The sequence below is a fragment of the Terrimonas ginsenosidimutans genome, assembly GCF_022012415.1.
Classification (GTDB): Bacteria; Bacteroidota; Bacteroidia; order Chitinophagales; family Chitinophagaceae; genus Terrimonas_A; species Terrimonas_A ginsenosidimutans.
Map to the genome: position 1 here is coordinate 173,918 of NZ_JAKLTR010000012.1, position 13,323 is coordinate 187,240.

15 protein-coding genes are annotated in these 13,323 nt (G+C 45.6%); 13 read left to right on the forward strand and 2 right to left on the reverse strand.

Translation table 11 applies throughout. From position 1 onward, the window contains the following. Window positions 1-74 precede the first annotated feature (74 nt). The 13 genes from LZZ85_RS18385 (at window position 75) to LZZ85_RS18445 (ending at window position 11,725) form a co-directional block, all read left to right on the forward strand. On the forward strand, window positions 75-455 hold the full coding sequence (locus tag LZZ85_RS18385) for a hypothetical protein (RefSeq protein ID WP_237874808.1): 381 nt from the start codon (window positions 75-77) through the stop codon (window positions 453-455). Window positions 456-503: 48 nt separating this feature from the next. After that, window positions 504-1,136, forward strand: coding sequence for a hypothetical protein (locus tag LZZ85_RS18390; protein WP_237874809.1), 633 nt, complete (start codon window positions 504-506; stop codon window positions 1,134-1,136). A 303-nt stretch (window positions 1,137-1,439) separates the two neighbouring features. Further along, window positions 1,440-2,267: an adenine nucleotide alpha hydrolase family protein gene (locus tag LZZ85_RS18395; RefSeq protein WP_237874810.1), complete on the forward strand. Its 828-nt coding sequence runs from the start codon at window positions 1,440-1,442 to the stop codon at window positions 2,265-2,267. A gap of 30 nt (window positions 2,268-2,297) precedes the next feature. Continuing rightward, window positions 2,298-3,137 (forward strand): universal stress protein, encoded by an 840-nt coding sequence (locus tag LZZ85_RS18400; RefSeq protein ID WP_237874811.1) that lies wholly within the window; start codon window positions 2,298-2,300, stop codon window positions 3,135-3,137. Between the two features lie 347 nt (window positions 3,138-3,484). Further along, window positions 3,485-4,525 carry a zinc-dependent alcohol dehydrogenase family protein gene (locus LZZ85_RS18405; protein WP_237874812.1) on the forward strand — a complete coding sequence of 347 codons (1,041 nt, stop codon included), beginning with the start codon at window positions 3,485-3,487 and terminating at the stop codon, window positions 4,523-4,525. Window positions 4,526-4,639: 114 nt separating this feature from the next. After that, window positions 4,640-5,440, forward strand: coding sequence for a polysaccharide deacetylase family protein (locus tag LZZ85_RS18410; protein WP_237874813.1), 801 nt, complete (start codon window positions 4,640-4,642; stop codon window positions 5,438-5,440). A gap of 28 nt (window positions 5,441-5,468) precedes the next feature. After that, a complete protein-coding gene (locus LZZ85_RS18415; RefSeq protein WP_237874814.1) occupies window positions 5,469-5,699 on the forward strand; it encodes a hypothetical protein in 231 nt (76 codons plus the stop codon). A gap of 258 nt (window positions 5,700-5,957) precedes the next feature. Further along, window positions 5,958-6,782, forward strand: a complete 825-nt coding sequence (locus LZZ85_RS18420; RefSeq protein ID WP_237874815.1) for a universal stress protein — start codon at window positions 5,958-5,960, stop codon at window positions 6,780-6,782. A gap of 11 nt (window positions 6,783-6,793) precedes the next feature. Then, on the forward strand, window positions 6,794-9,193 hold the full coding sequence (ppsA, locus tag LZZ85_RS18425) for a phosphoenolpyruvate synthase (RefSeq protein WP_237874816.1): 2,400 nt from the start codon (window positions 6,794-6,796) through the stop codon (window positions 9,191-9,193). A gap of 55 nt (window positions 9,194-9,248) precedes the next feature. Beyond that, complete coding sequence (locus tag LZZ85_RS18430; protein ID WP_237874817.1) at window positions 9,249-9,818, forward strand: HdeD family acid-resistance protein; 570 nt, start codon at window positions 9,249-9,251, stop codon at window positions 9,816-9,818. Between the two features lie 35 nt (window positions 9,819-9,853). Further along, entirely contained in the window at window positions 9,854-10,132 is a 279-nt protein-coding gene (locus LZZ85_RS18435; protein ID WP_237874818.1) for a universal stress protein, read from the forward strand. A 46-nt stretch (window positions 10,133-10,178) separates the two neighbouring features. After that, on the forward strand, window positions 10,179-10,664 hold the full coding sequence (locus LZZ85_RS18440; protein ID WP_237874819.1) for a hypothetical protein: 486 nt from the start codon (window positions 10,179-10,181) through the stop codon (window positions 10,662-10,664). 23 nt (window positions 10,665-10,687) lie between these two features. Continuing rightward, complete coding sequence (locus tag LZZ85_RS18445) at window positions 10,688-11,725, forward strand: CHAD domain-containing protein (protein ID WP_237874820.1); 1,038 nt, start codon at window positions 10,688-10,690, stop codon at window positions 11,723-11,725. A 41-nt stretch (window positions 11,726-11,766) separates the two neighbouring features. Here the strand turns inward: LZZ85_RS18445 and LZZ85_RS18450 are convergent, their stop codons facing one another. Continuing rightward, complete coding sequence (locus tag LZZ85_RS18450; RefSeq protein WP_237874821.1) at window positions 11,767-12,705, reverse strand: 1-phosphofructokinase family hexose kinase; 939 nt, start codon at window positions 12,703-12,705, stop codon at window positions 11,767-11,769. Between the two features lie 72 nt (window positions 12,706-12,777). After that, a complete protein-coding gene (locus LZZ85_RS18455; protein WP_237874822.1) occupies window positions 12,778-13,224 on the reverse strand; it encodes an Hsp20/alpha crystallin family protein in 447 nt (148 codons plus the stop codon). Window positions 13,225-13,323: the final 99 nt, after the last annotated feature.

The following is a 13,323-nucleotide window of genomic DNA, read 5'->3' on the forward strand; positions in this document are numbered from 1 at the left end:
CAATCATTAAACCCGCTGACACGACTCAGCATCTGTTATCATGTATCTACAGACATTTACATAAAATCAACACCATGAAATATACTGACATAAAAAATCTTGGATTCAAATCCAATGAGTGGCTGGGCTCCCTTGGATTTTACCGTGAGGAATTTGAGATTTTGGGAAAATGTCTCGCAGAGGTTGCTAATAAAAACACACGCGAAGAAGCGTTAAAAGGCGTCGAGCATTTTCAGAACCAGCTCGAAGTACAAAACAGGAATATTGATGCCTATATCCGTCGCATAAAGACCTACCAGCATTTTTGCGCTGAAGATGTTAAAGCTCATGCAGGAAAGGTCAATGTTTCACTAGATAAGGACCAGGAAGAACTTGAACGTGATCTGCTTTTTTTTGAAGAGCGGATCAAGCAGCTCAGGGAAGAGTTTAACCTATTCCTGGTGAAATGGATGTGACCGTAAAACAGAGGTAATACTGTGATCAATACAGCTTTTAAAAAAAATATGCGTCAAAATACAGTGCGCCTGGGGTATGTTTCCGCCAGCATAGCTTTTATCGCCACGCTGGGTTTTGGTATAGCACAATTGCTACAGGTAGCGGGCGTCCTTCACTATCCTCTCGATGAGATCCTGATCTACGCGTTTTCTTTTTGTATCAGTGTCCCACTATTGGTCTCCCTGAACGTACTTCATGAGTTCGTATCAGATAACCGGAAAACCTGGAGCAGGATCGCCATATCACTGGCCATCTGCTACGTTGTATTTGCGGCGATGGTGTACACTGTTCAACTGGCAGTTGTTCTTCCCAAATCACACGAAACCGCCTCCAGCCAGGTTTTAATCCTCTCCCCGCACTCCTTATTCTGGATGCTGGACGGGTTGGCTTATCTCTTTATGGGTTTGGCTGTACTGTTCCTGATCCCCGCATTGCTCGGTGATCATCAGGCAAAGTTGCTAAGGCTGTTTTTTCTTGCACATGGCCTGATGACTCCCGTGGTAGTATTGGAATATATCTATCCGGATTTTTCGATCATGCTCCTTTTCCTGGCCTCGCCCTGGATCATTAGCGCCTGCGGTTCGTGGTTGCTGATGGCATTGTATTTCCGAAAAAAACTCAGGGATACACAAACTACCTGAAAAGCGATCAGCCAAGTCTATTCGATACTTGTCCCTGACATGATCGTTGGATGATGGCCGATGAGCGATGGCCGTTGGCCGAAAATACAGAGACCTGTTATTGGCAATCCACTATACCAATTAGCAACAATAGCTTCCATCCAAATGCAATACCCGGGCATCGAGCTACTGTAGGAGGATCTCTTAAACGACATTGCATCGCAATGGTTGAGCGACAGGCATGACTTATATCATCCTTCCTTCTGTCCGTCCTCATAAAACCGATCCAGCAGGTAAATTAACTTCATCAAACAACATGGTAATATGAAAAAGATCTTACTTGCATTTGACGGCACACATTATTCACAGGCTGCACTAGAATTTGCTTACCTGATACATCAAAAAGACCACATCTTTCTCACCGGTGCATTTCTACCACAGGTCGACTACTCAAGCCTGTGGAGCTATGCCACAACAGAAAGAGAAGGAAGAGTTGTGGCGCCTTTACTGGAAGATTCCACTGCGGAGGAAGTTCAACAGAATATTCTGCGCTTTACTGACTATTGCCAGCAGCGTGGAATACCGTGTAAAACACATACCACCTACCTTGATTTTGCGATGCCTGAACTAAAGAAAGAATCCCGTTTTGCCGATCTGCTGATCGTGAGCAGCCAGGAATTTTACAAACAGGCGGGATCGGAAGTATCAAATTACTACCTGAAAGAAATACTGCATGAACTGGAGTGTCCATTGATCGTTATACCCGAAAAGTCAATCGCCCCGTCAACCAACATCCTGGCCTATGATGGAAGTGCTTCTTCCATGTATGCGATTAAACAATTTGCCTACCTGTTTCCCGCATGGGCTAACAACCCCACAACCATTGTTTACGCAACACCGCAGGCCGGGCGGGAATGGCCCTACGATACAGAGATCAGGGAATTCATTGAATCCCATTTTAAGAACGTGAACTGGCAACGGCTCGTGATCCCAAACAGGAACTTCTTCTCAAGCTGGCTGATGGAAAATAATGATGCCATCCTGGTAAGCGGGTCCTTTGGCCGGTCTGGCTTATCGATGTTATTCCGAAAAAGTTTCATCGCAGAAGCCATTAACGAACACTACATGCCCGTATTTATTGCGCATCAATAACATTAAAATTCTTCACTAAATAGATTTCATATGAAAAGGATACTCCTGGCAGTTGATGCAACCAAACCCGATTCACAGGCAATCGATTTTGCCTGTTATATTGGCCGGCTGACAAAATCTGTAATTACCGGAATGTTTCTGGAGAATTTTGTGGCCGATGAAAAACCGGTGATAAGGGAAACGCCCGGACTACCACATGTTGAATGGGACGCTGATAAGGAAGGAACAGCCTTCTGGAATAAGAAAGCGCTGATTGAAAAGAATGTAGAAAACTTCAGCGACTGTTGCGAACGTAAGTCGGTTCGAAGCAGCTTCCGGCTGGCCGGCGGCATTCCGGAAAAAGAACTGGTTACAGAAAGCCGATATGCAGACCTGATCATCGTTGATGCGTCCACGTCCTTCAACAGGCTGTACGATGGACGGCCAACGGAATTTGTCAGAAGTATTCTGCAGCACGCTGAATGCCCCGTCATCATTGCTCCCGGTTCATTCGAAGGTATCGATGAGATCGTGTTTGCGTATGACGGTTCCAAATCTTCAGCATTTGCGATCAAACAATTCGCCATACTCCTGCCGGAACTGCATGATAAAAAAGCAACAGTGCTTCACGTCAGGAAAAATGGAGAATGGAGCAATGAAGAAAAACAACATTTCCTTGACTGGATCCAAAATCATTATTCCAATATCGGTTTCAGGGTAATCGAAGGAAATACGGATGACGGTTTGTTTGACTACCTTTTTAAACGAAAGAATTCCTTTATTGTGATGGGAGCATACGGTCGCAGCAATATTTCACGGTTCTTCCGCCACAGCGAGGCTGACCTGCTGATCAATGTGATGACACAACCCATTTTCATTGCCCATTACTAACGCAATGCCATGCACAAGATCATTGTGGCGATAAATGGCCTTAATTTTTCACCAAGTGCAGTATGGTATACCATTTAATTATCGCAGCCCGGTAAACTGCATATCACCGCAGTATTTCTTGATAATGCCAGTAATAACAGCAACACTATATAAGACATGGTAAAAGCAAAAACCACCCCTATTGGTTCAGCAGAAGATCGGTTCTCAGGCTGTAACACAATTTGAGGCCGACTGCCGGGATGTCCTGGGGTTGATTGGCAGCAAACACATGACAGGAATCATATTCTTATGAAACGCCCGTCAGCAGATACAAGACAGCAGAGAATTACATTCGGAGAAAATTACCAATGAAAGCGCTTATCTATCATGGTCCCGGAAATAAATCCTGGAGCGAAAAAGACAAACCCGTCGTTCAACAACCAACCGATGCGATCGTTAGGATCCATAAAACGACCATCTGTGGAACAGATCTTCATATCCTGAAAGGTGATGTGGCAACAGTGACGGGGGGCCGCACCCTCGGGCATGAAGGGGTGGGTATTATAGAAGAGACCGGCGCATCCGTGGCTAATTTCAAGACAGGAGACCATGTGCTGATCTCCTGTATTACATCCTGTGGCAAATGCGCCTATTGCCGCAAAGGAATGTACTCGCATTGTGCCGATGGAGGGTGGATACTCGGTAATACGATCGATGGCACACAGGCTGAATACGTACGCATCCCCCATGCAGATACAAGCTTGTACCAGATCCCTGCCGGAGCTGATGAAGAGGCACTGGTCATGCTGAGCGATATATTTCCCACCGGCTTTGAGTGTGGTGTGCTGAATGGTAAAGTCAATCCGGGAGATACTGTTGCAATTGTCGGAGCCGGACCTATCGGTCTTGCCTCATTACTGACTGCACAGTTCTATTCACCGGCAAAGATCATCCTGATCGATCCCGACGAAAACCGATTGGATACAGCTAAAAAGTTCGGCGCTACTCACGTGATCAATAATAGCTCGGGCAGTGTTGTCGACAAGATCAACGAACTTACGGACGGCGTTGGTGTGGATGTAGCCATCGAAGCCGTGGGCATTCCCGAAACCTTCGGTATCTGCCAGGACATTATTGCACCCGGCGGCAGGATTGCAAACGTTGGCGTGCATGGCAAAAGTGCTCAACTTCACCTGGAGACACTTTGGTCAAAAAATATCACCATCACCACCCGTCTCGTTGATACGGTCACCACGCCTATGCTGTTGAAAACCGTGCTGTCCTCCAAACTTCAACCAGCCCAGCTGATCACACACCGGTTTAAATTATCCGAGATCATGAAAGCCTATGATACATTTTCAAAAGCGGCGGAGACAAAATCACTCAAAGTGATCATGACCAACGAATAAAATGAATGTCGTTCAAGAAACCTATGCCCATCGATACAATGAATTGCCGTACTCTCAAAGCCGCCATGAACGAACATGATGGAGTCTCCCGTTCGCTGGAAAAACAATCCTGTTATGAGATCACCACACTGCATATATATCCTGATGCTGTTGCTGATTTTACTCACCACCAGCCATCCATCTTCCTATGCTCAGCCCAACAATAAACCGGATACCACTAACGGGTTGACTATCTACCTGACCTTCGATGACGGGCCTATGGACGGTAGCCGATTCATCGATTCACTGGTAAAAAACGACAGTATTCCTCTTGAAGTACTGGTAACAGGTTTTCGTATCCGGGACAATGTAAAAATGACAGCGCAGTTGAATTCCTACAGAGACGAGCCACTGATCGAGATCGCCAATCACAGTTTCTCCCATGCAAATGGTCATTTCAGGATGTACTATTCAGCCCCCGCTGAGGTTGTCAATGATATCTTAAGAAACGAAAACAGCCTGCAACTGCTCTCAAGAATCGTGCGTTTACCGGGAAGAAATACCTGGAGGATCGGGGGACGGAAAAGAACAGATCTGCCGGATGCGAACGCTGCAGCGGATTCATTGGCGTCGATCGGCTACTTCATTTTCGGATGGGACCTGGAATGGAGATACGATACTTGCGAGAACCGCTACTACTCAGCGAAACAAATGCTCACGCTGGTAAAACGATACAGACAATCAAAAAAACTCTTCACTCCGGGACACCTGGTGATCCTTTGCCATGACTGGATGCTTCCCGATGTCTATTTCAGAGAGCAACTGTCTTTGTTTGTAAAAGCGGTAAAATCAACAAACACTGACCGGTTTGCCCACCTCAGTGCCTATCCTTGCTTACCATGGAACTCCGTAACGACTCCAGAACACCTTGAATGAATATTATCTGTTATTAAATTTGTCAATCATGCGCCGTAATTATTCCTACCATAAAATAGCTACTCTTTATAAAAGATTCCAATTTCATGCGTCTGCCTTTGTTTTGACTATTGCCGGCCTGTGGATAGCCTGGAAGATCTCACGGCAGCCTTTTGTTCCGGAATGGATGTTCACCATCCTGATCATATGGATAGTGGCGCTGATTATCGAGATGCTCAGATTTGCCTATGTTTTCAAACGTCGTAAGCGTAGTAAATAATGATCCTGCCGTCCTTATCGCTGACCATCGTTATCAGCAATCGCGAATGTAGGAACAATCAACCGTCTTGCTTAATTCACCACCAGCATGACCACTGTCAACCCTGTAGATGATGAAGATCAAACATTCGCTCAACAGGATTGAATAGCTTTAGTGACACTGATGAATGTTAGCGGAAGTAAAAGCCAGTATTCATTAGTTGCCTGTTGAACACCGGCCTATAGATCCCTTTTATTCAACCCTAAATCATCCCTGGTCATGAAATCAATAGTTGCAGCAACCAATTTCTCAGACGCTTCCACGAATGCAGTGAATTATGCCGCCGATATGGCTGCTTTCCTGGATGCAAATCTGTGTATCGTCTATATCAATCCACTGCCGATCATGTATAATGATGTGCCGCTGCCGGGGGATGCTTTTGCAAGCAAGGTCACCGATGCGGCAGGTGAACTGAAAGAGCTAAAAAAAAGCATCAGTTCCAGAACAAACAACCGTTGCGTCATTCACACACAGCTGTTGGAGGGAACCGTGGAATATCAACTCGAACAATACTGTAAAAAAGTAAAACCATTCGCCGTGGTTATGGGTTCCGAAATCTCTTCTGCGATAGAACGGACTTTATTCGGCGCGAAAACAATCACCGCTATGAAGCATCTTCACTGGCCATTGGTCATCGTACCGAAAGATGCTCAATTTTCGCCCGCAAAAAAGATAGGTTTCGCCTGCGACTTCAGGAATGTTCGTGATACTATACCCGTAAAAGAGATCATTGAACTGGTTACCACCTTCAAAGCTGAATTGCATATAATTCACGCCAGCCCGGAAAGCGGCAGCTCATTCAACGCAGAAACAGTTTCCCAGGCGGAACATATAAGAGACCTGTTTGCTGAGATCAATCCTAAATATCACTTTATCCAGACATTGAATATCGAAGAACCCGTCCTGGACTTTGCGGAGAAAAACAAATTTGATCTTCTGATCATCGTTCCCAAAAAGCATGACCTGTTTACACAACTCTTCGCGCATAGCCATTCAAAACGAATGGCAATGCAGGCACATCTCCCGATAATTGCAGTACACTAAAATCAGCAACCATGGATAAATATATCGTTGGTTTCTCGCAGATCTCCATCCAGGATGTTGGAAAAGTGGGTGGAAAAAATGCTTCCCTCGGTGAAATGTTTTCCAGGCTTACAGCTAAAGGAATTCCTGTGCCTGATGGATTTGCCACCACTGCTTTTGCCTTTGATCAATTTCTTTCCACCAACGCTCTAAATGAACCCTTACAACGGCTGATGAGGAAACTTGACAAAGTGAATTACAGGGATCTCGAAGCAACAGGTGAGCAGGCCCGGAGATTAATATTACAGGGCAAGTTGCCGGACCACATCCGTGAATCCGTTCTCTATGCATATCGTCGTATGCAGGAAAAGCATCCTGGATCTGTGGCTGTCCGCAGTAGTGCAACCGCTGAAGACCTTCCACAGGCGAGCTTTGCCGGCCAGCATGAATCTTACCTGAATATCAGCGGCGAGGAAGAGTTGCTCAAAGCCATCCAGCGATGTTATGCATCCCTGTATACCGCCAGGGCTATTAAATACCGGGAGGATAATGGCTTTGCACATGACAGAGTGTTATTATCCGTCGGTATTCAGCAAATGGTTCGCAGCGATCTTGCCAGCTCGGGTGTGGCATTTACACTGGAACCCGAATCAGGCTTCAAAAATGTGATCTCCATCAGCGGCGTATGGGGATTGGGCGAGAACATGGTGCAGGGAACAGTAACGCCTGACGAGTTCACTGTGTTTAAGCCAACCCTCCGGTTGAACAAACAGGCGATCCTCCAGAGGAAGCTGGGTGATAAGGTCAAGACCATGCAATATAACAATGATGCCGCTGCTCTGGAGACCATTGTCAATATTGATACTTCTGCTGAAAAAAGGAAGCAGTTCACCTTGTCTGACGATGAAGTCATATCCATTTCCCGCTGGTGTCTGATCATCGAAGAGCACTATGGGAAACCCATGGATATTGAATGGGCGAAAGACGGGATCTCCGGAAAGATCTTTATTATACAGGCCAGACCCGAAACGGTGCATTCCCAACAAAATCCGTATATACAGAAAGTGTTTGAACTGCAGGAAAAAGGGCAACGTATTGCGGAAGGTAATGCAGTCGGAGAAAAGATCGCCGCAGGTATCGCCCGCGTTCTTTCGGGCCCCGGCGAGGGAGAACAGGTCAAACCTGGCGAGATCGTCGTTACTGATATCACCAGCCCGGATTGGGATCCGGTATTGAAAAGATCTGCCGCTATTGTTACCAACAAAGGAGGCAGAACAAGTCATGCTTCCATTGTCGCCAGAGAACTCGGCGTTCCGGCCATCGTGGGAACGGGCAATGCCACCAGTGTAATAAAAGATGGAGAAGTCATTACGGTTTCCTGCGCCGGAGGCAAAACTGGTTATGTATACAGGGGAAGTTTAAGTTACAGAACAAGGGACATTGATTTCAGCAAAATAACCAAACCATCGTCCACAAAAGCCATGCTGATCGTAGGCGATCCCGATCAGGCATTTAAACTCTCCTTCTATCCTAATGATGGCGTGGGGTTGATGAGGCTGGAATTCATTGTTACGCATTCTATCCTGATACATCCGATGGCCCTGATCAGGTTTGATCTGCTGACAGACGCTGCCGTCAAAACCCGGATTGAAGAACTGACATACGGATACCCTGATAAAAAACAGTATTTCATCGATCAGCTATCCCAGGGAATTGCTACCATCGCGGCAGCATTCTATCCGAAAGACGTCATCGTGCGCACAAGTGATTTTAAAACCAACGAATATGCCAACCTGATCGGCGGAAGCATCTTCGAGCCCATTGAAGAAAATCCTATGCTGGGGTTCAGAGGAGCATCGAGGTATTATAACGAACGTTACAGGGAAGCGTTCGCTCTTGAATGTGAAGCATTGAAAAAAGTACGGGAGGATATGGGACTGACAAATGTAAAAGTGATGATCCCTTTCTGTAGAACAATAGAGGAAGCGAATAAGGTGGTGACTGTTATGCAGCAGAACGGGCTCGACAGGGAAAAAGACAGCACCCTTGAGTTCTATATGATGGTGGAAATTCCGTCCAACGTATTACTGGCCGAAGAGTTCGCCAAAATATTCGACGGCTTCTCCATCGGCTCCAATGACCTTACTCAACTGGTGCTGGGTGTAGACCGGGACTCATCTGTTATCAGTACGGTTTTCAACGAACAGGATCCAGCAGTAAAAAAAATGATCGCAATGGCCATACATAAGGCAAACCTGTCGGGAGTAAAGATTGGCTTGTGTGGTCAGGCGCCAAGTGATTTCCCGGCATTTGCAGAATTCCTGGTACAGCAGGGGATATCAAGCATCTCCTTTAATCCGGATGCGCTGTTGAGCGGACTAGAAAACATCAATAAGGCAGAACATGAATCCCGTATCGGAGCGCACATCTGAGACGAAGAAATCAATATAACATCTCACCATGACAAAATACGGATAAACTATACGTATGCAATGGATAAAAAGATTTGGCTGGTTGTTCCTCTCGCTGGGCGGCATTATCCTGTTGGCAACAGGGATCGCTTGCTTTGTGAACCCTTTTACAACCTATGTTAACCTGGTAAAATATACCGGGCTGGGATTAATATTGAACAGCATACTATTACTGGTCGCGGCTTTTTTACATGGCCAATCGAAAGCCGAACGGAACTGGTTCATCGCGAAAAGTGCGCTGGATCTGTCCTTTGCCCTGATCCTTTGCTTTAATCCTTTCCTGACCTTTATAGCTTTCCCTCTGTTCCTTGGGTTGATCATCCTTTGCTTGGGAATGTTCAAAACCGCCGCCTTCCTTTTGTTAAAGGTCAGAACAGAAGTCCGCCATGCGCCCCTTGTTACAGGAGTGTTGTTCATTACATTTGGCATACTACTGATGCGGACACCCTCGCGGCCACTCATGGACGTAAATATTATTCTCGGCCTGTTTGGGTCTTCACTAGGACTGCTATATCTGTACGACTCGATCAGGGGCCATATAAAAACCGGCTACCAAATTTCCCTGAAGGAGAAGGCCACTTCGTAAGTGTATTCAACCTTTTTTATATTCACTCTATTTCCATGAAAAAGATAATTGTGCCAACTGATTTTTCTGATGCAGCTTTCAATGCTGCCACTTATGCAGTTGAAATGGCACTTGAACTTCAGTTGGAACTTCTGCTGCTGAATGTTTACCAGATACCTGTCGGATATGTAATAGAGCCTCCGATCTTTCCGCTTTCGATGGAAGAAATAAAAGCAGACTGTAAAAGGAAGCTAGACGGATTACGCCTCCATCTCGAGCGCATTACCGCAGGAAAAATAAAGATCTCAACCATCATACAGTTAGGAGGTTATTGAGGCACTGGAAGAAACCTGCAAAAAAACAGAACTTTTTGCTGTAATCATGGGGACTTCCGGAAAAAGTGTCAAGCCTCATCTTTCGTGGGGAAGCAATACCGTTACAGCAATCAGGCACCTCGATACCCCCCTGATCTGCATTGACGCCAGCCAGACATATAAAAAAATAAGAAAGATCGCTTTCGCCTGTGATTTTAAAGACGTAAATGAAACAATTCCGGTCGAATTGATCAAACAGACGGTGAAAATATTCCAGGCGGAGCTTCACATAATACATATACATCATCCGGGAGAACATCTATTACAATCAACACATGTACATCAGTTGTTTGACGATCTGCACCCAACCTATCATTTCCCGAATCATCAAGAAATCGAAAAAGCCATCAATGGGATAATCCGCCAGGAGGCGCTGGACCTGTTGATCGCTGTACCAAAAAAACATAAATTATTTGACGGCATATTCCACCCCAGCGATACAAAAAAAATGCTTTTCCATTCCATTGTGCCGCTGATGTTCATCCGGAATTAATCATTTACTTAACTGATCCACCAATGTTAAAAAAATCACCTGATACAAACAGCGAAACACTGCTAAAAAAACTGCAGGATCTGATAGCAGACAACAACATCAGGAAGATCACCATCTATAACAGAGATTGCAAAGAGATGCTAAAATGCACTCTTGAAATTAATAGTACGCATAAGATCTTCCTTGCGCTACCGGAATCCATCATTGATAAACTGTCTGATCCCCCGGTTAAAGTCGAAGAACGAAAGGAAACCGGCACTATTATCCAACAACCGGTACTTATCGCAATCATAGACCATTCACTAAAAAAAATAATGAAGTACCGGCAGAATATGCAGCGGGATATGGCCGCGGAAGACGTACATCAATTCAGGGTAGAGGTAAAAAAACTTCGGGCTTTTCCACGCATGATCTCCGCCGATCAGAGAAATAAAATAAAAATTCCGGGAAGACTACGAGATGAGTATCGAAAAGCCGGCGCTATCAGGGATCTGCAATTATTGACCGGTCACACAACCGGCGCAGTGGTTAAAACTAAATATGCGCGTGAACTGGATGGAAAGAGAAAAAGTTTGATCAGCCATGCCGGAAAAACCGGGATAATCCGCTGGATAAAAAAGGCAGATAAAAAAATAAGGAAAGGGCTGCCGCAATATTTACCGGTCGCAGTTGCTGCAAAGTTCATTGAAGGTAAATTAGCGTTTACACGTTCAATTACCAGGAAGAGAGCTATCTCCAACGAAGAGATGCACTCAGTGAGAAAAAACCTTAAGGACATCCTGTATGATGTAAAAAATATAGGCGAAAATGTTCCGGCCATTTTGTGGGAACTGCACTGGTCTAAAGAAAAGCAGGAATTTTATGCGCGGCTTGCCGAAGATCTGGGGAAGTACCATGACTGTACTATTGAACTGCAAAAACTGGAGGAGACAAGCTATACCAAAGACACGGAAAACAACAGGGAAATGATACGCCGGTGTGACGAACAGCGAACAATCAGAAGGCAGTTAAACACTTCAATACGGAAGCAATTTTCTGATAACAGGATCCAGGATGATTAAGCAATTCCTGCACGCGTTGATCGGAAGAAAACACTATACGATTATCGGCTTACTTCTTTCACCAACTTATAGAGACGCTCACAATCAGCCAGGTGGCATAGTTCGGTTCCTTCATGCAGTGTAGCCGCTGTTCCGCACGCAACACCAAACTTCACGGCATCCTGCAACGATCGGCCCATTGACAAAAAACGGATCATTCCTGCCACCATGCTATCGCCGGCACCGACGGTAGTTTTAACATCGGTGTCAGGACCTTTGAATAAAAATGTATTGAGACGTGTTACAAGCATGGCTCCTTCTTTTCCGAGAGAAACCACCAATGCCTCGCATGAATATTTCGACAGGATCCCTTTGGCTGCGGCTTCAGCTTCTGCCATGTCAATAACCGGCAGGCCGGTCAGCTTCCTTAATTCATTAAGGTTTGGCTTTGCCAGATAGATGCCCGCTTCCAGTGCATGGACCAGCGAGGTGCCGGACGTATCAACAACCAGGCGACAATCCTGTTGAAGCGCATATGAACGAATATTGCTGAACATATCTGAAGGGAAATTAGCGGGCATACTCCCGCTGATCACCAGGTAATCCAGGTGAGCTGTTGCGCCCCTCAACACCTGGAAGACGGCTTCATATTCCTCTGCGCTAAATTCGGGTGGAGGCAATATGAACTGGTAGTGACGGGAAGGATCCAGTTCAGTGATCATGATATTCTCTCTTGTATCGCTTTTTACCTTAACCTCCACCAGAGGTACCTCTTCACGTCGCAGCAGCATCGCCAGCAACTCCCCCGTCCTTCCGCCCGATGGAAATATGGCCGTGGCACTGCCACCCAAACGCCGCAAAGCCCTGGCGACATTGATACCTCCTCCGCCGGCATTATACCGCGGAGCAGAGCAATACAACTTTTTAGAGGGAATAAACCTGGGAGAAGAGAAACTTTTATCAACGCTGGGGCTGAATGTCAGCGTAACAATATTTGTCATCGGCGAAGTTCCTTGTGTGATTGTTAAAAAGCCCGCTGCGGGCGCAGCGGGCAATTTGCCGGGCCTTTCAGCCTATTTCACAGCTATCTGTTTAGCTGCTTCCTTCCTGGTTTCCGACTTGAGCGGAAGAGAAAGACTTAATACGCCATTCTCATACCGGGCTTCAATTTTTTCCTTGTTCACTTCCTCCGGTAAATTAAAACTCCGGCTGAAGGAGGAATAGCTGTACTCTTTTCGGGTGAACTTCTTTTCCTTCTCTGTTTTGTTCTCTTCATTTTCAGCGCTGATCGTCAGCATATCGCCATGAATATCAACTTTAAAATCGTCTTTCTTCATGCCGGGTACCGCAAGGGATACTTCATAGTGATCTTTATCTTCGGAAATATTTACCGCAGGAACAGAAAGTGTTCGACTCCAAAGGCTGTCTCCATTACCAAACCATTCATTCCAGGGTTTGAAGAGATCGTCAAAAGCAGCAGGAAATCTTTCCGCTCTTTTTACAAGTGATTGATTGGACATAATTGCCTCCTTTTTATTTTTAATAATTATAGAATGAATTTACAGGATCCCTTTCCGGTATTTAATGACGATGGTCAGAGCCATATATGAAAGATGTCA

Coding starts and splice junctions, on each gene's coding strand:
- LZZ85_RS18430 (WP_237874817.1), top strand. CDS start 9,249: ATGCAATGGATAAAAAGATTTGGCTGGTTGTTCCTCTCGCTGGGCGGC.
- LZZ85_RS18385 (WP_237874808.1), top strand. CDS start 75: ATGAAATATACTGACATAAAAAATCTTGGATTCAAATCCAATGAGTGG.
- LZZ85_RS18405 (WP_237874812.1), top strand. CDS start 3,485: ATGAAAGCGCTTATCTATCATGGTCCCGGAAATAAATCCTGGAGCGAA.
- LZZ85_RS18420 (WP_237874815.1), top strand. CDS start 5,958: ATGAAATCAATAGTTGCAGCAACCAATTTCTCAGACGCTTCCACGAAT.
- LZZ85_RS18395 (WP_237874810.1), top strand. CDS start 1,440: ATGAAAAAGATCTTACTTGCATTTGACGGCACACATTATTCACAGGCT.
- LZZ85_RS18450 (WP_237874821.1), bottom strand. CDS start 12,705: ATGACAAATATTGTTACGCTGACATTCAGCCCCAGCGTTGATAAAAGT.
- LZZ85_RS18400 (WP_237874811.1), top strand. CDS start 2,298: ATGAAAAGGATACTCCTGGCAGTTGATGCAACCAAACCCGATTCACAG.
- LZZ85_RS18455 (WP_237874822.1), bottom strand. CDS start 13,224: ATGTCCAATCAATCACTTGTAAAAAGAGCGGAAAGATTTCCTGCTGCT.
- LZZ85_RS18415 (WP_237874814.1), top strand. CDS start 5,469: ATGCGCCGTAATTATTCCTACCATAAAATAGCTACTCTTTATAAAAGA.
- LZZ85_RS18445 (WP_237874820.1), top strand. CDS start 10,688: ATGTTAAAAAAATCACCTGATACAAACAGCGAAACACTGCTAAAAAAA.
- LZZ85_RS18435 (WP_237874818.1), top strand. CDS start 9,854: ATGAAAAAGATAATTGTGCCAACTGATTTTTCTGATGCAGCTTTCAAT.
- LZZ85_RS18410 (WP_237874813.1), top strand. CDS start 4,640: ATGAGATCACCACACTGCATATATATCCTGATGCTGTTGCTGATTTTA.
- LZZ85_RS18440 (WP_237874819.1), top strand. CDS start 10,179: ATGGGGACTTCCGGAAAAAGTGTCAAGCCTCATCTTTCGTGGGGAAGC.
- LZZ85_RS18390 (WP_237874809.1), top strand. CDS start 504: ATGCGTCAAAATACAGTGCGCCTGGGGTATGTTTCCGCCAGCATAGCT.
- ppsA (WP_237874816.1), top strand. CDS start 6,794: ATGGATAAATATATCGTTGGTTTCTCGCAGATCTCCATCCAGGATGTT.